The 19588-nt window shown below is 70.7% G+C and carries 13 protein-coding genes and 1 pseudogene; 5 read left to right on the forward strand and 9 right to left on the reverse strand.

Annotated elements, in window-relative coordinates; translation table 11 throughout:
* The first annotated feature begins 75 nt into the window (after positions 1-75).
* The gene (locus K4B79_RS36705) at positions 76-2601 is read left to right on the forward strand and encodes an ATP-dependent Clp protease ATP-binding subunit (RefSeq protein WP_232031750.1); all 2526 of its coding nucleotides are present in this window, start codon (positions 76-78) and stop codon (positions 2599-2601) included.
* A gap of 70 nt (positions 2602-2671) precedes the next feature.
* Here the strand turns inward: K4B79_RS36705 and K4B79_RS36710 are convergent, their stop codons facing one another.
* From K4B79_RS36710 to K4B79_RS36720, 3 genes are all read right to left on the reverse strand, one after another.
* Positions 2672-5995: an NACHT domain-containing protein gene (locus tag K4B79_RS36710; RefSeq protein WP_232031751.1), complete on the reverse strand. Its 3324-nt coding sequence runs from the start codon at positions 5993-5995 to the stop codon at positions 2672-2674.
* 219 nt (positions 5996-6214) lie between these two features.
* Positions 6215-6862, reverse strand: a complete 648-nt coding sequence (locus K4B79_RS36715) for an HAD family acid phosphatase (protein ID WP_232031752.1) — start codon at positions 6860-6862, stop codon at positions 6215-6217.
* A 116-nt stretch (positions 6863-6978) separates the two neighbouring features.
* A complete protein-coding gene (locus tag K4B79_RS36720; RefSeq protein WP_232031753.1) occupies positions 6979-10116 on the reverse strand; it encodes an NACHT domain-containing protein in 3138 nt (1045 codons plus the stop codon).
* A 303-nt stretch (positions 10117-10419) separates the two neighbouring features.
* Between K4B79_RS36720 and K4B79_RS36725 the strand changes: the two genes are divergently transcribed.
* A complete protein-coding gene (locus tag K4B79_RS36725; RefSeq protein ID WP_232031754.1) occupies positions 10420-11187 on the forward strand; it encodes a M23 family metallopeptidase in 768 nt (255 codons plus the stop codon).
* 91 nt (positions 11188-11278) lie between these two features.
* Here the strand turns inward: K4B79_RS36725 and K4B79_RS36730 are convergent, their stop codons facing one another.
* Positions 11279-11887: a TetR/AcrR family transcriptional regulator gene (locus K4B79_RS36730; protein WP_232031755.1), complete on the reverse strand. Its 609-nt coding sequence runs from the start codon at positions 11885-11887 to the stop codon at positions 11279-11281.
* A 142-nt stretch (positions 11888-12029) separates the two neighbouring features.
* Here K4B79_RS36730 and K4B79_RS36735 point away from each other — a divergent pair.
* The 3 genes and pseudogenes from K4B79_RS36735 (at position 12030) to K4B79_RS36745 (ending at position 14644) form a co-directional block, all read left to right on the forward strand.
* Positions 12030-13600, forward strand: a pseudogene (locus tag K4B79_RS36735) (MDR family MFS transporter).
* 121 nt (positions 13601-13721) lie between these two features.
* Complete coding sequence (locus tag K4B79_RS36740; RefSeq protein ID WP_232031756.1) at positions 13722-14210, forward strand: helix-turn-helix transcriptional regulator; 489 nt, start codon at positions 13722-13724, stop codon at positions 14208-14210.
* Positions 14207-14644 (forward strand): VOC family protein, encoded by a 438-nt coding sequence (locus K4B79_RS36745; protein WP_232031757.1) that lies wholly within the window; start codon positions 14207-14209, stop codon positions 14642-14644. The genes K4B79_RS36740 and K4B79_RS36745 overlap by 4 nt, the downstream gene beginning before the upstream one ends.
* 73 nt (positions 14645-14717) lie before the next feature.
* Here the strand turns inward: K4B79_RS36745 and cseC are convergent, their stop codons facing one another.
* From cseC to K4B79_RS36770, 5 genes are all read right to left on the reverse strand, one after another.
* Positions 14718-16061, reverse strand: a complete 1344-nt coding sequence (gene cseC / locus K4B79_RS36750; RefSeq protein ID WP_232031758.1) for a two-component system sensor histidine kinase CseC — start codon at positions 16059-16061, stop codon at positions 14718-14720.
* Between the two features lie 16 nt (positions 16062-16077).
* On the reverse strand, positions 16078-16788 hold the full coding sequence (cseB, locus tag K4B79_RS36755; RefSeq protein WP_232031759.1) for a two-component system response regulator CseB: 711 nt from the start codon (positions 16786-16788) through the stop codon (positions 16078-16080).
* A 161-nt stretch (positions 16789-16949) separates the two neighbouring features.
* The gene (locus tag K4B79_RS36760; protein WP_374208554.1) at positions 16950-17630 is read right to left on the reverse strand and encodes a hypothetical protein; all 681 of its coding nucleotides are present in this window, start codon (positions 17628-17630) and stop codon (positions 16950-16952) included.
* An 80-nt stretch (positions 17631-17710) separates the two neighbouring features.
* Positions 17711-18250, reverse strand: a complete 540-nt coding sequence (locus K4B79_RS36765; RefSeq protein WP_232031760.1) for a SigE family RNA polymerase sigma factor — start codon at positions 18248-18250, stop codon at positions 17711-17713.
* 223 nt (positions 18251-18473) lie between these two features.
* Positions 18474-19445, reverse strand: a complete 972-nt coding sequence (locus K4B79_RS36770) for an A/G-specific adenine glycosylase (protein ID WP_232031761.1) — start codon at positions 19443-19445, stop codon at positions 18474-18476.
* Positions 19446-19588: the final 143 nt, after the last annotated feature.

Consider the following 19588-nt stretch of genomic DNA (forward strand, 5'->3'; position numbering starts at 1 on the left):
TGCGGGACTAAGCTGCGGAAGGACAGGGAGGGGAAGTTCCCCCCACTGCCTGACCGCTCTGAGGAGCGATTAACGATGTTCGAGAGGTTCACCGACCGCGCGCGGCGGGTTGTCGTCCTGGCTCAGGAAGAAGCCCGGATGCTCAACCACAACTACATCGGCACCGAGCACATCCTCCTGGGCCTGATCCACGAGGGTGAGGGTGTCGCCGCCAAGGCCCTTGAGAGCCTCGGGATTTCGCTCGAGGCGGTCCGCCAGCAGGTGGAGGAGATCATCGGGCAGGGGCAGCAGGCCCCGTCCGGGCACATCCCCTTCACCCCCCGTGCCAAGAAGGTCCTGGAGCTGTCGCTCCGCGAGGCCCTTCAGCTGGGCCACAACTACATCGGCACGGAGCACATCCTGCTCGGCCTGATCCGTGAGGGCGAGGGCGTCGCCGCCCAGGTCCTGGTCAAGCTGGGCGCTGATCTCAACCGGGTGCGGCAGCAGGTCATCCAGCTGCTCTCCGGCTACCAGGGCAAGGAGACCGCCACCGCCGGCGGGCCTGCCGAGGGCACCCCCTCGACGTCCCTGGTCCTCGACCAGTTCGGCCGGAACCTCACCCAGGCCGCTCGTGAGTCCAAGCTCGACCCGGTCATCGGGCGCGAGAAGGAGATCGAGCGGGTCATGCAGGTGCTGTCCCGCCGTACCAAGAACAACCCGGTCCTGATCGGTGAGCCCGGCGTCGGCAAGACCGCCGTCGTGGAGGGCCTCGCCCAGGCCATCGTCAAGGGCGAGGTGCCCGAGACCCTCAAGGACAAGCACCTCTACACCCTGGACCTCGGCGCGCTGGTCGCCGGCTCCCGCTACCGCGGTGACTTCGAGGAGCGCCTGAAGAAGGTCCTCAAGGAGATCCGCACCCGCGGCGACATCATCCTGTTCATCGACGAGCTCCACACGCTGGTCGGTGCGGGTGCCGCCGAGGGCGCCATCGACGCCGCTTCGATCCTGAAGCCGATGCTGGCCCGCGGTGAGCTCCAGACCATCGGTGCCACCACGCTGGACGAGTACCGCAAGCACCTGGAGAAGGACGCGGCTCTCGAGCGCCGCTTCCAGCCCATCCAGGTCGCCGAGCCGTCCCTGCCGCACACGATCGAGATCCTCAAGGGTCTGCGTGACCGGTACGAGGCCCACCACCGGGTCTCCATCACGGACGAGGCGCTGGTCCAGGCCGCCACCCTGGCCGACCGGTACATCTCGGACCGCTTCCTGCCGGACAAGGCGATCGACCTGATCGACGAGGCCGGTTCCCGGATGCGCATCCGCCGGATGACCGCGCCGCCGGACCTGCGCGAGTTCGACGAGAAGATCGCCGGTGTCCGCCGGGACAAGGAGTCCGCGATCGACTCGCAGGACTTCGAGAAGGCCGCCTCCCTGCGCGACAAGGAGAAGCAGCTCCTCGCCGCGAAGGCCAAGCGGGAGAAGGAGTGGAAGGCCGGCGACATGGACGTCGTCGCCGAGGTCGACGGCGAGCTGATCGCCGAGGTCCTCGCGACCGCCACCGGCATCCCGGTCTTCAAGCTGACCGAGGAGGAGTCCTCGCGTCTGCTGCGCATGGAGGACGAGCTCCACAAGCGGGTCATCGGCCAGAAGGACGCCGTCAAGGCGCTCTCGAAGGCGATCCGTCGTACGCGTGCCGGTCTGAAGGACCCCAAGCGTCCCGGTGGTTCGTTCATCTTCGCCGGTCCGTCCGGTGTCGGTAAGACCGAGCTGTCCAAGGCGCTCGCCGAGTTCCTCTTCGGTGACGAGGACGCGCTGATCTCCCTCGACATGTCGGAGTTCAGCGAGAAGCACACGGTCTCGCGTCTCTTCGGTTCGCCCCCCGGCTACGTGGGCTACGAAGAGGGCGGCCAGCTGACCGAGAAGGTCCGCCGCAAGCCGTTCTCCGTGGTCCTGTTCGACGAGGTCGAGAAGGCGCACCCGGACATCTTCAACTCGCTGCTGCAGATCCTGGAGGACGGTCGTCTGACCGACTCCCAGGGCCGGGTCGTGGACTTCAAGAACACGGTCATCATCATGACGACCAACCTCGGCACCCGGGACATCTCCAAGGGCTTCAACCTGGGCTTCGCGGCCCAGGGCGACACGAAGTCCAACTACGAGCGCATGAAGAACAAGGTCTCGGACGAGCTCAAGCAGCACTTCCGGCCCGAGTTCCTCAACCGTGTCGACGACGTGGTCGTCTTCCCGCAGCTGACCCAGGCCGACATCCTCGCGATCGTCGACCTGATGATCGGCAAGGTGGACGAGCGCCTCAAGGACCGGGACATGGGCATCGAGCTCTCCCAGTCCGCCAAGGAGCTGCTGTCCAAGAAGGGTTACGACCCGGTGCTGGGTGCGCGTCCGCTGCGTCGCACCATCCAGCGCGAGGTCGAGGACACCCTCTCGGAGAAGATCCTCTTCGGCGAGCTGCGTCCGGGCCACATCGTGGTCGTGGACACCGAGGGCGAGGGCGAGACCCAGACCTTCACCTTCCGGGGTGAGGAGAAGGCCGCGCTGCCCGACGTCCCGCCGATTGAGCAGGCGGCCGGCGGTGCCGGGCCGAACCTGAGCAAGGAGGCGTAAGCCTCACGGCCGCGAGGCCGGGGAGAGGGGCCGGTGCTCTTGGAGCACCGGCCCCTCTCGCGTTGTCCGGCTACAGCCTGCCCGGCGCCACGACCCGTCCGTTGACCTCGATCACCAGTCCGGTGTGCCGGCCGAGCGGGGTCAGGTCCAGGGGCGCGTCGTCCGCCGTCTCCAGGGTGAGCCGGGTGAGGGCGGGAAACACCCGGGCCAGGTCCCTGGCCGAGCCGCCCCGGCTGACCCTCCGGAGGGTCAGGGAGCGGATCGCGGGGAGCGGTTCCAGTTCGCGGGGGCGGCGCGGCAGTACGCCGTCCTCCTTGTCGACGGCCGGCGGCACGACCTGGCGCGGCAGCCGCAGCGACCCGAGCGAGAAGTCCAGGCTGCCGAGCGAGGGGGCGCGGGAGGCCGCGAGCAGCAGGGAGTGCGCGTGGCAGTCGCCTTCCACCACGAGTTCGCGCAGCGCGGGCCACTGGGACAGGTCGTTGATCATCATCTTGGCCGGGCTGCTCAGCCGTAGCCTTCGCACGGTCGGGTGGCCCGGAGGCAGCGGGATGCTGCTGTCGATCAGCTCTCCGGTGAGCGACAGGTCGGTCAGCCGGTCGAGGCGTTGCAGGGAGGCCAGGTCGGCCTTCTCCGTGTCGTGGAGCTCCAGGGCGAGCGAGGTGAGCGGCAGGCCTTCGAGGGCCGGCCAGCGTCTGACCCGAGGGCACTTGTGCAGCGTCAGGGAGGTCAGGCCGGACAGACCGCGGACGAAGGAGAGACTGTCGAGCAGCGGGTTGTTGACCATGGTCAGCTCGCGGATCCCCTGCTCCGGCAGGAGCTTGGCCAGCTCCGGACCGCCGGCCGGCATGTCGGCGATCACCTGGCCGACGGGTCCGCAGTGCCGTAGCGCCGCGGCCATCTCCGGGTTGATCACGACGACCCGGGCGTCCTCCAGCGGCGCGTGCGCGAGGACCTCACGGGCGTACTCCTGCACCGGATGGCGCGGCCAGGCGGCGACGAGGACGTCCCGGACGCCCGGTGAGGCGTGGGGGGCGAAGCGTCGTAGCAGCGGCAGGGAGGCGAGGCCGCCGATGTCCCGGATCACCTGGACGACCGCCCTGGCCTCGTCGTCGTGCAGCTCGGCGGGGTCGGGCACCAGCGGGAAGACGTACGGGCCGAGGGACGACAGCTTGGCGGCGGCGGTGCCGTCGGGCGGCGGGAACAGCGCCCGGACGCGGTCCGCGATGCGCTCCCGTACCTCGTCGTCCAGCACCACCGCGCCGAGAGCGCACCGGGCGGCCAGGACATGGATGTCGCCGCGGGTACGGGGGTCCTCGGCCTGGTCGCCCTTCTCGATCAGCCCCTCGATCAGCCGGCGGACCTCGCCCCGGTGGCAGTGGCCCACCGCCAGCAGGACGATGTCCTGCCACTCCTCGTCGGCGGCATGGCGCAGGAGTTCGCCCAGGCCGTCGCTCTCCTGGAGTTCCTTCGCCGCCAGATAGTCCTGGAAGGTGCGGTGGATGAACTGGATGACCCGTTCGTTGCGCTCCTGGAGCAGTCCGCTGCGGTTGAGCAGATGGGTCAGTACGGTCTCGGGGGACCCTTGCCGGCGTACCTGGGGCATGCCCCGCATGGCGAGTTCGATCTGATGGCGGCCTTGGGTGTGGCTGAACTCGGCGTAGCCGCCGCGGGCCAGCCAGGCCGCGATCCGCTGGAGCAGCTGCTGGTGTTCTTCGACGCCGAGGACGATGCCCTCCGGGGCGCCGACCCGGCGCAGGGTGTCGCGGCTGCCCAGGAGCATGGTGAGCGCCGCGTTGTACAGCGACCAGCGGGTCTCCGGCAGGAAGCCGCGCCGGCGCCGGTGCAGCGCGCAGACCACGGCGGCCAGCAGCGGGGTCCGGGAGAGCCGGAGCAGGGCCGGGTTGCGGGCCAGCTCCCGTTCCAGGGCTTGTTCCAGGGCGTGCAGGTTCTTCTCCTCGGCGGCGGCCCGGTGGGTGTCGCGGAAGTCCTTGCACTCCAGGCGGGCGGCCGCGTGCCAGGCCCGGGAGAAGGCGAGGACGTCCTCGTCCCGCATGGGCAGCAGCCGTAGCTCCTCGAAGCCCTCGGAGCCGAGCCAGTCGGCGGCCACCGCCAGGGGGCGCACGGTCACCAGACAGCGGTTGTGCGGGTACATCGCCAGCAGGTCGGCGAGGCGGCGCCGGGCCTCCTCGCGCTCCGCGGGCGGTACTTCGTCCATGCCGTCGACCAGGAGCAGGGCCCGGCCGGACTCCAGGACACGGCGGGTCCAGCCGTCGGGGGCGCGGTCGATCTGCAGTTCGGCGACGGTGGCCAGCTCGTGCGGCGCGGGGAAGGCCATGCCCCGGGCCAGCAGGCTGCGCATGGGGATCACGAAGGGCACCAGGCCGTTGAGCTCGGCGAGTTCGTGGTCGAGCGCCCCGCAGGCGGCGTGCGAGGCGAGCCACCACACCAGGGTGGTCTTGCCCGCGCCCGCCTCGCCGCGCAGCAGGGTCCGGGGGCGGTCGGCGAGCAGGTCGTTGATCCGGCGGGGCAGGGAGACGGTCCTGGCGACGGGATCGTTCTCGCGGGGTACCGAGGCCGAGATGGCCTCCAGGCTCAGATACGCGGTGTCGAGATCCCAGTTGGTCTCGGTGGTGCCGAGTTCGTCGATCCCGAATATCTCGATCTTGCGGTAGCGGGTCTTCAGGGCGCGCGCGTAGTGCCGTTCGAACTGCTCGTCCTGGAGGTGCCGACCGGGCAGTACCGCCTCCAGTACGGGCGGCACATGGCCGGGCTCGGCCCCCATCACCTGGCGGGGGAAGCCGGGTGCTTCGAGAATGCGCCGGACCGGGACCGCCTCGACCCGGCGGTGGTCGCGTCCCACGGGCACCTGGGTCACCACGCCGATCAGGACGGCGCCGGCGAACACGGGGGAGCCGGAGAGCCCGGCGAACGGCGACTCCCCGCGCTTCGGGGCGGCGGCCACCGGGGCCCGGTCGAACTCGCAGACCAGCAGGGAGCGCATCCGCCCGGCCATCGGCAGCACGGTGCCGGTGAGCTGGTCGTACTCCAAGTGCTCCTCGGCGCCGAAGCGTTGGACGGCCGGGAAGCCGACGACCTGGCAGCCGGGCAGGGGGTCGGGTGCGTCGAGGACTCCCCAGCGGAGCCGGGAGAGCGCCCACCGCTCGGGGTCGACGAGCTCCTCGCCGGTGAGCAGGAGCGCCACGTCGCTCTCCTCGTCCTGCCACACCGCCCTGCTGGGCAGGGGCTGTTCGCTCTCCGGGTGGACCGTGCGGATCCACTCCCGGTTGCGCAGCACATGGGCGCTGGTCAGCACGAGCCTCGGGGTCAGCATGACGCCGCTGCCCTGCGCCCCGGCCAGCACCACCACGGACCGGTCGACCGCCGAGCGGAGCATCACGGCCTCGCGGTCGTGACACGCGTGACACGGCCGGACGCGCTCATGAGTTCCCCCTCGGTCGACGGATCGGCCGGGGTCCACGGCCGCCTGGCCCGCAACGGGCGTGGGGCCGATACCCGAAGGTACCGGCCCCACGCGGGCTGTGCCCGCCGTCCGGCCGAAGCCGGGGCGGGCGCCGGATCAGGACGACCGAATCACCGGATCAGGACAACCGAATCAGGACAACTGCCCGTCGTAGTCGGGGAGTTTGTACGTCTTCTCGGCGTGGCCGCCCGACAGGTCGGTGGCGCTGTTGCCGATGTTCGCGATGATCGTGTAGCCCTTCGACTCGATGTCGACGCGCTGGGCGGTCTTGTACGCGGCGACGTCCTTGAAGAGGTCGGAGAAGCCGCGCACGTAGAGGCCGGAGACCTGGTAGCCGACCTGCTTGAGGTTGTAGTCGGTCGCCGAGGCGATGATGCCCGGACGGGCGGTCACGAAGAACACCGCGACACCGTGGTCCTGGGCGTACCGGGCGGCGTTCAGGACCGGCTTGTTGGCCGGCTGGGGGTAGCTGAAGCCGAAGTCGGTCTCCAGGGCGGTGTTGTCGATGTCGAGGACGATCGCCTGCTTCTCGCCGGGCTTCGGCGCGGCGATGCGCTGCTGCAGGTACGGCAGGGCCTGGTCCATGACGGCCTGGCAGTCCTTCTGCCAGGTGGCGTAGTCGACGTCCTCGGCGGCCGCTGCGGCCGTGGCGGTGCTCGTGCTCGTGGAGGTGCTCGTGGTCGTCGTCGCGGCCTCGGCGGGGACGGCCAGCGCCACGAGGGCGGCGGCGGAGACGGCGGTGACGGCTGCGCGGCGCGCCCATGGGCGTCCTGTGGTCATCTGTGGGGGTCCTCTCACGTCCGTGCACGCTGAAGTTGTCGCGTGCATGCTTGTTGGTGAGGGTGGCGCGAGGGGAACCGTAGGGTTACCGGACGGTAAGTGGCCAGAGATGTACGTCACACCGCACGGTGGACCGTGGTGACGGTGGGGGTCACGGGGAGAGCCGCGAGGACGTGCTCGGGGATCGCGGAGGCGTCCGGCGCGAGGACGATCATGATCTTCCGCAGGCCCGGGAAGAGCTCCGGGATCCGGGAGAAGTCCTCGGTGCCGTGGACGTTGTTGAGGCGCAGGGCGGTGATGCCGGGCAGGGGCGGGCCGTTCCAGCCCATGTGCTGCCAGTTGACGCGCAGCTCCTCCAGGGCGGGCAGGGCGGCGATCTCCTCGTGGTCCTCGTGGGTCAGTGTGGCGAGCACGGTGCCGAAGCTCAGCTGCTTCAGGGTGCGGAACCCGCGCAGGCCGCGCAGCCCGGTGTGATCGAGCGCGTTCTTCGTGAAGCGCAGGTATCGCAGGGGCAGGTCCATGGGCAGGGCCTCGTCCAGGGACTCGGCCATCAGCCCCACTCCGAGGTCGAGCTGGTCCAGCGTCGTCGAGGCGGACAAGGGGTGCAGGGCGCCCGGCCGTTGGAGTCCCGACATGAGATCCAGGGACAGCCAGGACAGGGGGAGGCGGGCCAGGGGGGTCAGGTCGCTCACCTCCGGGCACATGCTGATGTCCAGGTGGCCGAGGCGGTGCAAGGGCGCGAGGCGGTCCAGGTCCCGTACGTCGTGGTTGTCTCGGATGACGAGTTCGGTCACCTGGCCGGGATCGAGGACAGCGGCGATCTCGGCCGGGTCGATCCCGCCGTGGAGCTGAAGGCGGCTTCTGCCGCCCAGGTCGCGCAGCACGTGCAGGTGCTCCCGGGAGCGCACGGTGAACAGCAGGTCGTCCGCACACAGCCGCCCGACGACCTCCTCGCCGTACCGCCGCGTCCCGAACCGGTGCCAGGACCAGGCCAGTTGGGCCCGCACCCCGAGGTCCGGGTGCGACCGGAACCGCGCCAGCACCGGCACCGCCGCCTCCGTCCCGATGAGGGACGCGGTGACGACGGCCGCCCGCGCCTCGGAGTCGGTCAGCCCCTCCGGGCCGGGCAGCAGCTCCAGGGCCAGCGGGCCCACCGAGGCGAGGGCGCGCGCCTCCTCCGTGGTGCGGGGCGGGATCAGCGCGGCCGCGTTCCGCTCCACCAAGGTCCTGACGCCCGGGTCGAGTTGGGTGGCGTGCTCCAGCGACGCCAGTGCCAGGAGCCGTACGCGGGTGGCGGCGGGGCCGTCCAGGTGCCGGGCGGAGTCGATCAGGTCCCGCAGAAGGTCCGCCCGTTCCCGCGGACGCGCGTGCGCCACGGCCATCCGGACCACGTCCGCCCACTGCTCGTCCACGGCGCCCCGGACGAGCAGCCCGAAGTCGCCGTCCTCCACCGCGGCCTTCGCGCCCAGGTAGTCCTGGAAGGTGCGGTGCACGAACTCGACGGTGCCGACGGTGGGTTCGCGCAGCAGCCCGCTGCGGACGAGCAGATGCCGCAGGACCGCCGTGGCGTCCCCCTGCCCCGCCACGGCCGGCAGCGAGGGCAGGACCTCGGCGACGATGCGCTCGGCGCGCTCGCGGTCCATCTCCGACTGGTTGTTGCGGATCAGCCAGTACGCCAGGCGCTGGAGAAGCTGGATCTGGGGCGGCTCGGTGAGATGGATCCCGTCCCGCTCCGGGAACATGTCCCGCTCCTCGTCGCGGCGCGCGAGCAGCATCGACAGGGCGGCGTCGTACAACTCCTGCCTGCCGTGCGGGAGATAGCCGCGCCGGTCGCGGTGCAGGGCGCAGAGCAGGCCGCACATCAGCGGGTTGGTGGCGAGCCGGCCGAGGTCGGGCTTGGTCCGGACGGCGTCGAGCAGGCCGCGCTCGTAGTCGTCGAGACGCTCCAGCTCCGCTTCCGGCGCGCCCGCGCGGGCCGCCGCGTGCCAGCGGGCGACGAACGCGGCCACGTCGCCCTGGCCCATCGGGGTCAGCGCCAGCTCGGTGAACCCGTCGGGGGTGAGCCAGTCCTCCCGTACGGCCGAGGGGCGGGAGGTGACCAGCCACTGGTTGCCGGGATAGACGTCCAGCAGGTCGCGCAGCCAGCGCCGGGTGCGTTCGCGTTGCCGTTCCGGGATCTCGTCGATGCCGTCGATCAGGAGCAGCCCGCGGCGCGCGGTGAGCACACGGTCCGCCCATCCGGCCGGCTGGTTCGCGTGGAAGGGCACGTGTACGGCGGCCAGGAAGGCGTCGGGGGCCGGGAAGCCGTCGGGCCGGCGGGCGAGGGTGCGCAGCGGCAGGACGAAGGGGACGCGGTCTCCGCGCTCGCCCCTCGCCGTGGTCACCGCGAGCCACTGCACGAGGGTGGTTTTGCCGGAGCCGGCCACGCCCCGCAGCAGGACCCGGTCGTGCTCGGCGAGGGCCTGTTCGGCCGGGAGGGCGGTGGCGGCGGTGGCGACGCGCACCCCGTCCGGGCCCGCCGCGTGATCGTCCTCGGCGGCCGGGCTCAGCGCCTGGAGGCTGAGGTAGGCCGCGTCCAGGGGCCAGTGGGCGCGGGTGGTGACCAGGTCGATGCCGTAGATCGTGAGATGGCTGTGCTTGGTGGTGACGTAGGCCAGGTAGCGCTGCTCGAAGGCGCTGTCCGTGCCGCCGGTCGGTGGGGTACGGGCGATCAACTCGTCCACCTTGGCGATCAGTTCGCTCTGCCTGCGGGTCTGCTCGACGAGGGTGCGGGCGACGAAGGTGGAGCGCTGCGTGAAGAAGTGCAGGATGTGCAGACAGGCCGTTTCGAGCACCCGCTCGCAGAAGAGGGACGCGTCCAGGGAGAGGAGATAGGTGAACGTCCGGTTCGTGGGCGTGTCGCGCAGGCGCCGGGCGAGTGCCTCGTGGCCCAGTGCCACGGCTTGTACGTCGCTCATGTCGAGGTCGCCGAGTGCCTGAAGAGCCTGGGCGACCGTGGTCACGACCAGCTCCGTCTGTTCGTGGGGCACCGGAGGCTCGGGGCCCCTCATCGCCCGGTCCACCAGCTCTTCCGTGAGCTTGCGGAGGTCGGGATAGGTGAGCGTGGCCTTCTCGCCCCTGAACGACACGATGCCGGATATCCGCACGGGCTTGTCCACCAGCCCCGCCCCGGGCCCTTCGTGGACGAACAACTTCCGCACCAGCGGACCCACCACGCTCGACGCGAGTCTGGTGCCGATGACCGTCGGATCCACGTGGCCTCCCCCTGAGCCGCTGCGCCGACAGCAGCGTAGTGGCCGTCACATCACGAGGGCCTTCGATCTTGAGGGTCGGTGACATGCCGCACAGGCGATTTGTCCGTTACTACGGGAAATAGTGGAAGCCGTATGCATGGGGTGAAAGGGAGGTAAGAGGGAGGTTTTACGGTCACGTACTAGCTTTCGTCGTAGATCACGTGTTTGGGGGTGGATGGGGACAGCGGTTACCAAGGGGTGGTCCATCCGGCGGGTGCCTGAGCGCCGGGTGGTTTTTATGTCCCCGTCCCCATGAGGTTCTCGATGACCCCGCGCGTCCCGTTCCGCTCTTCCCGTACGTCCCTCCTCCGCGCCCGTGCGACTGTCCTGGCCGTCGGTCTGGGGGCGTCGGTCGTACTGGGGGCCGGGGGTGCGGTCGCCGCCGACGCCATCGCCGCGACCACGGCCTCCGGCGCGACCACCGCCTCCAGCGCGGCCGGTGCCGCCAGTGCCGTCCAGGCGCAGGCCGCCGCGCAGGCGAAGGCGGCTGCCGCGAAGAAGGCCGCCGCGAAGAAGACCGCTGCCGACAAGGCCGCCGCCGCGAAGAAGGCGAAGGCCGCCAAGAAGAAGGCGAAGGCGACCAAGGCCGGGGCCGGCGCGGCGAAGAAGGCCGCCTCCTGGGTCGACCCGGTGAAGACGTACACGCTGTCCGCGAGCTTCGCCCAGTCCGGCGGCATGTGGCAGTCCACCCACAGCGGCCAGGACTTCGCCGTGTCCAGCGGCACCCGCGTGGTGGCCGCGCACGGCGGCACGGTGGTCAAGGCCGGTGCGAACGGCGCCGGTGACGGCCCCGCCTACGGCAACGCCGTCGTCGTCAAGCACGGCAACGGGACGTACTCGCAGTACGCCCACCTGTCCCGCGTCGACGTCAAGGTCGGCCAGATCGTCCGGACCGGTCAGCGCATCGCCCTGTCCGGCAACACCGGCAACTCCAGCGGCCCCCACCTGCACTTCGAGATCCGTACGTCCGCGAACTACGGCTCGGCCATCGACCCGGTCGCCTTCCTGCGGGGCAAGGGCGTGACGCTCTAGGGGGATCCGGGGGCGGGCGCCAGATCCGCGGCGGGCCCTGAAGCTCGCCTACGGTGGCGGTGGCTCGCCTACGGTGATCCCCGCAGCCCGCCTACGACAGCCCCCGCGTCCGCTGAGCCCCTTCGTGGGCCTGCGTGACCAGGTCCGCCGCGACCTCCAGGACCGCCTTGCGCTTGTCCTCGGCGTCGCCGTCGAGGTCCTGGAGGAAGAACATCCCCGCGTGCAGGGTGAAGATCGCGCTGATGTAGCGGACCTGGTCGACCAACTCCGCCTCCGGGTCGATCATGATGTCGCGCAGGCCCTGCATGCGCTCCTTGAAGGTCTCGCCGACCCGCAGTTCCCGTACCGTCGCCTGGTTCTCCTGCATGAAGCGGTACAGCGGCGCCGCGTCGGCCAGGGCCTCGCTGTAGCGGCGTACGATTTCCTGCTTCGTCTCCAGGGTGTGCGGCTGTCGGGCGCCCCACTCGATGAGCTCGCGGATCGGCCGCGTCAGGTCCTCGAAGAGGCTGACGAGGATCTCTTCCTTCGTCTTGAAGTGGTAGTAGAGCGCCGCCTTGGTCACGTCCAGGCGCTCGGCGATCTCCCGCAGCGAGGTCTTCTCGTAGCCCTGCTCCGCGAAGAGTTCGAGCGCGACGTCCTGGATGCGCTGGCGGGTGTCGCCGCGGCGCTGTTGCTTCATGCCGTCCATGGTGCCGCCCATCCTCGCGTTCCTCGGCTTTCCGTAAAACTTACTTGACGCCCGGCTAGTTACGGCTCTACCTTCCCCAGTGTAGACAACTAGCCGGTCGGCAAGTAAGTAGGTCGCCGGGGGCATTGCCGCGGGGCCAAGGGGAGTGGAGACGATGGCGGACACGCAGACGGTCGAGACGGAACCGGAGAAACAGCCGAGGAGTGTGCGGGTCGTCCTGCTCGCCCTGATGATCGCGATGATGCTCGCGATGCTCGACAACATGATCGTCGGCACCGCGATGCCGACGATCGTGGGCGACCTCGGCGGGCTCGAACACCTGGCATGGGTGGTGACGGCCTACACGCTGGCCACCGCGGCCTCCACCCCGATCTGGGGCAAGCTCGGCGACATGTACGGCCGGAAGAACGTCTTCATGACGTCGATCGTGCTGTTCCTGATCGGCTCCGCCCTCAGCGGCATGGCCCAGAACATGGGCGAGCTGATCGGTTTCCGGGCCGTGCAGGGCCTGGGCGCCGGCGGTCTGATGGTCGGCGTCATGGCGATCATCGGTGACCTGATCCCGCCGCGGGAGCGCGGCAAGTACCAGGGCATGATGGCCGCCGTGATGGCGCTGGCGATGATCGGCGGGCCGCTCGTCGGCGGCACCATCACCGACAACTGGGGCTGGCGCTGGTCCTTCTACATCAACCTGCCGCTCGGAGCGGTGGCACTGGCCCTCGTCGGCGCCGTACTGCACCTGCCGAAGAAGCGCTCGAAGGCCCGCATCGACTACCTGGGCGCCGCGCTGCTGACCGTCGGCATCACCTCCATCGTGCTCGTCACGACCTGGGGCGGCACGGAGTACGCCTGGACGTCCACGCGGATCATGGAACTCATCGCCCTCGGTGTCGCCTCGCTCGTCGGGTTCGTGTTCTGGCAGACCAAGGCCGTCGAGCCGATCGTGCCGCTGCACATCTTCCGCAGCCGCAACTTCACCCTGATGTCGCTGATCGGCTTCATCACCGGCTTCGTGATGTTCGGCGCGACCCTCTTCCTGCCGCTGTACCAGCAGTCCGTGCAGGGCGCGTCCGCGACCAACTCCGGGCTGCTGCTCCTGCCGATGCTCGGCGCGATGCTGGTGACCTCGATGGTGGCCGGACGCGTGACCACCAACACCGGCAGGTACTACGTCTTCCGGTCGCCGGCGGCGTACTGATGGTCGTCGGGCTGTACCTGCTGTCCACCATGGACACCGGGACCTCCCGCCTCACCTCCGGTCTGTTCATGGCCGTCGTCGGGCTCGGCATGGGCTGCCTGATGCAGATCACCATGCTGGTCGCGCAGAACAGCGTGGAGATGAAGGACATGGGCGTCGCGTCCTCGTCCACCACCCTGTTCCGTACGCTCGGCTCCTCCTTCGGCGTGGCGATCATGGGCGCCCTGTTCAACAACCGGGTCCAGGACGTCATGACCGAGCGCGCCGGGGCACTGGGCTCCAAGGTGACCGAGCAGTCCGCACAGCTGGACGCGGCGAGCCTGGCCAAGCTCCCGGAGGCCGCGCGGGAGGCGTACCAGCACGCGGTGTCCGCCGGTACGCACTCGGCGTTCCTGCTGGGGGCCGTGGTCGCGGTGGTCGCGCTGGTGGCGGCGGTGTTCGTGAAGGAGGTTCCGCTGAAGGGAGCGGGGCCGACGGCTCCGGGGGAGAACGCGGAGGCGAAGGTGCCGGTGGCCGAGGCGGTGTGACCCTGTAGTGAGCGAAGGCCCCCCGGCCGGTGTCCGCCCTGGGGGGCTTTTTGCCGGCCCGCGCCTGGGTCGCGCCTGGCCCGCGCCGCGCTTGTCAGTGCCGCGTGCCACCATCGGCCGTATGGACAGAACGCGGCAGTTGCGTCTCGCCAAGGACGCCATGGACCGCGACTGGGCCGACCCCGAACTCGACCTGGACGCGGTGGCCGCGCACGCGGGCTACTCGCGCTATCACTTCCTACGGGCCTTTCGCGCGGCGTACGGCGAGACGCCCGGCCAGTACCTCACCCACCGCCGTATCGAGCGCGCCGAGGAGATGCTGCGCGGCGCCGATCTCACGGTCACCGAGATCTGCCACCTGGTCGGCTTCAGCAGCCTCGGCACCTTCTCCGCCCGTTTCAAGGCCCGCACCGGGCTGACACCGAGCGAGTACCGCGTCCAGCACGTGGGCAGCGGTGCCTCCCTGATCCCCGGGTGCTACGCGATGCTGTGGGCCGGCGGCTTCCCGGCAGGCCCCAGGTCCGCAACTTTGAAGAAGCGCGCCGGGGACGCCCCCGCCTACGGTGACGAACAGGAAGCGACCGCCCCGGACAGGAGAGCAGAGCCATGATCAAGGGCCTCGGCATCACCACCGTATGGACCTTCGACCAGCAGCGGACCAAGGCCTTCTTCACCGAGAAGCTCGACTTCGAGGTGCGCCACGACATCGCGATGGGCGACATGACGTGGATCACCGTCGGCGCCAAGGAGCAGCCCGGGGTGGAGCTGGCCCTGATGAGCCTCGACGGGCCCGGACTCGACCCCGAGTCGTCCGACGCGCTGAAGAAGCTCGTCGGCAAGGGCGTGATCGGCGCCGGGGCGTTCCGTACGGACGACTGCCGCGGGGACTACGAGACCTTCAGAGCGCGCGGGGTGGAGTTCCTCCAGGAGCCGCAGGAACGGCCGTACGGCATCGAGGCGATCTTCCGTGACGACAACGGCAACTGGTACTCGCTGACCCAGCGCAGCGAGGAGCTGGACTTCTCCAAGGACCTCGACTGCTGATCGGTACACCGCGCGGCCTCGGCAGATCGTGCGGCTACGGCACGCCGTACGGCTTCGGCAGCACACTCTGTGTCTACGGCAGCATCGGGTAGCTGCCCGTGTTCGTCGGGGCGTGTTCCGGCAGCCACAGGACCGCCACCGCTCCCTCCGCCGGTACGTGGTCGGGGGCGCCGGCCGGGCGGACGTTGCGGAAGGTGAGCCGGGCGCCCAGGACCCGGGCCTGGCCGGCGGCGATGGTCAGGCCGAGGCCGTGGCCGTGGCCGGCGCGGTCGGTGCTGCCCGTGCGGAAACGGCTCGGGCCCTCGGCGAGCAGGTGCTCGGGGAAGCCGGGCCCGTGGTCGCGGACCCGGATGACCCGGCCCTCGACGGTGACCTGGATCGGCGGCTTGCCGTGCCGGGCCGCGTTGGCGAGCAGGTTGAACAGCACGCGCTCCAGCCGGCGCGGGTCGGTGGTGACCTCCGACTCGTGCACCACCCGGACCTCGATCTCCGGGTCCTTGGCCGCGACCCGCCGGGCGACGAACTCGCCCAGCATGATGTCCTGGAGCTCGGCCCGCTCGGAGGCGCCGTCGAGACGGGCCACCTCCAGGACGTCCTCGACCAGGTTCCGCATGGCCTTGGCCCGGTCCAGGACCAGCTCCGTCGGCCGACCGGGCGGCAGCAGCTCCGCGGCCGTCAGCAGCCCCGTCACCGGGGTACGCAGCTCGTGCGCGATGTCGGCGGTGACCCGCCGCTCGGCCTCCAGCCGCTGGCGCAGCGTGTCCGCCATCGCGTCCACCGCGCTCGCCAGGTCGTCGGTCTCGTCCCGGATGACCCCGCCGATGGCGTCCCGGACCCGTACGTTCGACTCGCCCTTGGCGAGCTCGCCCGCCGCGGCCGCCGCCTTGCGCAGCCGCCGCGAGAACTGCCCGCCGATGAGCACGCCGAGCGCGCTGCCGCCGAGGACGACCGCGATGGAGCCGATCACCAGGGCCTGGTCGAGGTCGTTGAGGATGTCCGTGCTGCGGTCGGTGAACCCGGTGTGCAGGGACAGCACCCGCCCGTCCTTGACCGGTACGGCGGCCCAGATGTCCGGCACGCCTCCCGGCCGGTCGGTCACATAGGTCGCCCGGCGTCCCTGCTCGACCTTGGTCCGCAGCTCCGGCGGCAGCGTCGGGTCGTCGACCTTGATGTTGGGGAAGTTGGGCTTCTGGTACAGGTCGAAGTTGCGCTGGGCGATCTGGATGCGCTCGTCGGCGAGGTCGCGCGCGTTGTCCAGCATCGAGACCCGGGCCGCGTTGTGCACGACCAGGCTCAACGCGACCGCGACGAGCGCGCCGACCAGCGCGATGGCGGCACTGAGCTTCCATCTCAGGCCCGTGCGCAGGCCCAGCCCGTCCGTGAGGGCCGTCATCGGGCGCCGAAGGTTCCCCCGCATGCCGCTGATACCCCTGTCAGGCCTTCAACTTGTAGCCGAAACCGCGGACCGTCTCGATCCGGTCCTGGCCGATCTTCGTCCGCAGCCGCTGCACATGGACGTCGACCACACGCGTGTCGCCGCCCCAGCCGTAGTCCCACACCCGCTCCAGCAGCTTGTCCCGCGACAGGACCGTGCCCGGCGCGGAGGAGAACTCCAGCAGCAGCCGCATCTCGGTCGGGGTGAGCGCCACGTGCTCGCCGGCCTTGCGCACCTCCATGCCCTCGGTGTCGATCTCCAGCTCGCCGAAGGTCAGCAGACCGCCGCCGGCCGCCGGGGCCGCCGCTTCCTCCGTCGTACGGTCGCCGCCGCTCGCGTGTCCGAAGCGGCGCAGCACCGCACGGATCCGGGCGACGAGCACCGCGCCGTCGAACGGCTTGGTCACGTAGTCGTCGGCGCCCGCCTCCAGGCCCAGCACGACGTCGATGGAGTCGGCACGCGCCGACAGCATGATCACCGGCACCGTCGACTCGTCCCGGATACGACGGCACAGGCTCACCCCGTCGAGGCCGGGCACCATGACGTCCAGCAGGGCGATGTCGGGGCGGTTCGCGCGGAACGCCTCCAGTCCGGACAGCCCGTCGGGCATGGCCGTGACCGCGAAGCCGTCCCGCTCCAGAGCGAGCTGGGTGGCCTCACGGATGACGTCGTCGTCCTCGACGAACAGGACGTGGGTCTGGTCTGCCATCGCGCCGCTCTCTGCTCTCCGTCTCGGGTGGTGTCGTCGTGCCGTCTCGGCTGGTGCCGTCTTGAGTGGTGCGGTCCTGAGTGGGGCCGTCCGGTGTCGTGTCATCACCGGGGGATCGGTTCGAGGGGCCCGATCGGTTCACGCGGGCGTTCGGGTGCCGGTCAGCTGTCCGGCACCGGTGTCGGCCCGTCGGCGTCACCCCACTCGGTACGCGTGCTGTACCGCCGCTTGAAGTGGTCGGTGGTCCACAGGTACGTGGTCACCTCCTCGCCGGACGGACTGGTCACCGAATCGCCCTTGTCGTACACCTGCCGCGTCACCACCAGCGCGCCGCGGTCGATCTCCGCGTAGACCGGGGGCTCCTCGGACGTAAAGACATTCTGGTACGAACCACTCTGCTCGCGATAGACGTACGAGCCCACTCCTACGGAGTCACCGCAGGTCAGCACATTGACGACGACATCGTCCGCCGCCCCTCCGGTCAGGTCCCCGTATGACACGTCGACGGGGTAGGCGTCGCCTGCGCAGGGCTTCAGCTCGTTCTTGACCTCCGCGGAGACCTTCGGGTCGCCCTTGAGGAGGCGGACGGCGTTGACCTGTTCGGGCGTCGGGGAGGGGACGGGGGAGGTGGAGGGCGAGGGCACGGCGCCCGCCACCGAGTCGGCGTGTGCCGGGCCCTCGTCGCGGGCGCCGGTGCCGCCGGTGCCGCAGGCGGTCACGAAAAGGGCGAGGGCGGCGAGCACGGCCACTGCCGTGATCGCCGCCTGGACGGTTCCCCGGGCGGCCTCGGACCCCGGCCGGACGGGTCCGACCCGCTCGGAACCCGCGCCGGCGCCGCTCACGCCGTACGGGTGTCCGCTCGCGCCGTCCGCGGTGTCGGGGGCCGCGTCCGCGTGCCCGGTGCCACCGGCCTCAGCGCCTCCTAGGCCGCGCAACGCTCCCGCTCCTCACGCTCCAGCGCGCGTGCGTCCAGATCGCGGGCCTCCAGCTCCTCGCGGAGCCGGGCGAGCGCCCGGTGCAGCGTGCTCTTGACCGTTCCGGCCGACATGCCGAGGGCGGCGGCCGTCTCCTCCGTGGACATCTGCTCCCAGTGTCGCAGCACGACGACACTGCGCTGCTTGGGGGCGAGCACCTTCATGACGTCCATCAGCAGGGCGCGGTCCGCGTGCTGCTCGGTGGCGTCGTCGACCGAGGCGTCCGGAAGCTGCTCGGTCGGCACCTCCTCCAGCTTGCGCGCCCGCCACCACTCGGTACGGGTGTTGATCATGACCCGGCGCAGGTAGGCGTCGGCGAGCCGCTTGTCCTCGATGGTCTCCCAGCGGCCGTACGTCCGTACCAGCGCCGTCTGGAGCAGGTCCTGCGCGTCCACCGGGTCCGGAACCAGCCGGCGCGCGCTGCGCAGCAGCGCGTCCTGCCGGGTGCGGACGTACTCCTCGAACTCGAGCACCTCGCCCTGCGCCATGTGGACCGCCTCCTGAAATCCCCGTTTCCGTCGGCACTCCCGCCGTCGGAACCTTCTTCACCGCCCCGGTCTGCCGGGTACGGGAATGAAGTTACGGAGGTGTTGTCACGGGGCTGTCCGAAGCAGCGCGCGGCTGGCACTCGGCTGTCCGTCGGTTGTGTAACGGAAGGGGGAAACGGGTAAAGCGATGCCCCCAATCCTGGCGCTCCGGGGGGATTTGTCCTCAGGTTCCGGACGGCCGGGTCAACGGCAGCCGATACAAACCACCCGGCAGAGGCTCCACCAGACCGTCCGCCACCAGACCGTCCAGCGCCCGGGCGCGCTGCACCGGCTCGTGCCAGACCCGGTCCAGGGCGGACTGCGGCACCGGCCCGTGGGCCTCGCGCAGCACGGCGAGCAGCTTCCCGCGGACCTGACGGTCCGTGCCGGCGTACGTCTGTCCCCGCCGCGCCGGACCCTCGTGCTCCGGCTTGCCCGCCAGTTGCCAGGCGCACCGGTCGGCGATCGGACACCGGTGACAGGTCTCGTTCTTGGCCGTGCACACCAGCGCGCCCAGCTCCATGGACGCGGCGGCCCACCGCGCGGCGACCCCCTCGTCCTCCGGCAACAACGCGCGGGCCAGCTTGCGTTCGGCGGCCGTGGTGGCGTTCGGCGGGTACTGCACACCGGTGACCGCCCGTGCGAAGACCCGGCGGACGTTGGTGTCCAGCACCGCGTGCCGCTGCCCGTACGCGAAGGAGGCCACCGCGGCCGCCGTGTACTCGCCGATACCGGGCAGCGCCAGCAGCTGGGCGTGCTCGGTCGGTACGTCCCCGCCGTGCCGTTCCGTTATGGCGACCGCCGCCCCGTGCAGCCGGAGCGCGCGGCGCGGATAACCGAGCCGGCCCCAGGCGCGGACGGCCTCGCCGGGGGCGTCCGCGGCCAGGTCGGCCGGGCGCGGCCAGCGGGCCAACCACTGCTCGTAGACGGGCAGGACACGGTTCACCGGCGTCTGCTGGAGCATGAACTCACTGACCATCACCCCCCACGACCCGGCCTCCGGCCGCCGCCACGGCAGATCCCGGGCGTGCTCGTCGAACCAGTCGATGACGGGGGAGTGCAGATGCTCGCCGGAGAGGGAGCTCTTCTCACCGAGGGGGGAAGTGGAGCGGGCGTCGGCGGGACCGCCGTGCGGGGGCTTCGTGGGCGCAGTCATGACCTCCCTAGCCTGCCATGCCGAAGGCATCGGTCGTGTGTTCCGACGGGCGCGCGGTCGGGTGGTCCCGGGGGACGGAGCCGGGGGCGGGCAGGGGGCCGGGGGCGCGTGGGGGCGTTCCGGCGGGTGACGGTGGCCCGTCC

The organism is Streptomyces lincolnensis (genome assembly GCF_021173675.1).
GTDB lineage: Bacteria > Actinomycetota > Actinomycetes > Streptomycetales > Streptomycetaceae > Streptomyces > Streptomyces lincolnensis_B.

Bases quoted from the DNA above. Each gene is read 5' to 3' on its own strand.
- K4B79_RS36725 (WP_232031754.1), top strand. From the start codon at position 10,420: ATGACCCCGCGCGTCCCGTTCCGCTCTTCCCGTACGTCCCTCCTCCGC.
- K4B79_RS36710 (WP_232031751.1), bottom strand. From the start codon at position 5,995: ATGCTCCGCTCGGCGGTCGACCGGTCCGTGGTGGTGCTGGCCGGGGCG.
- K4B79_RS36745 (WP_232031757.1), top strand. From the start codon at position 14,207: ATGATCAAGGGCCTCGGCATCACCACCGTATGGACCTTCGACCAGCAG.
- K4B79_RS36730 (WP_232031755.1), bottom strand. From the start codon at position 11,887: ATGGGCGGCACCATGGACGGCATGAAGCAACAGCGCCGCGGCGACACC.
- K4B79_RS36765 (WP_232031760.1), bottom strand. From the start codon at position 18,250: ATGGCGCAGGGCGAGGTGCTCGAGTTCGAGGAGTACGTCCGCACCCGG.
- cseB (WP_232031759.1), bottom strand. From the start codon at position 16,788: ATGGCAGACCAGACCCACGTCCTGTTCGTCGAGGACGACGACGTCATC.
- K4B79_RS36770 (WP_232031761.1), bottom strand. From the start codon at position 19,445: ATGACTGCGCCCACGAAGCCCCCGCACGGCGGTCCCGCCGACGCCCGC.
- K4B79_RS36740 (WP_232031756.1), top strand. From the start codon at position 13,722: ATGGACAGAACGCGGCAGTTGCGTCTCGCCAAGGACGCCATGGACCGC.
- K4B79_RS36715 (WP_232031752.1), bottom strand. From the start codon at position 6,862: ATGACCACAGGACGCCCATGGGCGCGCCGCGCAGCCGTCACCGCCGTC.
- cseC (WP_232031758.1), bottom strand. From the start codon at position 16,061: ATGCGGGGGAACCTTCGGCGCCCGATGACGGCCCTCACGGACGGGCTG.
- K4B79_RS36705 (WP_232031750.1), top strand. From the start codon at position 76: ATGTTCGAGAGGTTCACCGACCGCGCGCGGCGGGTTGTCGTCCTGGCT.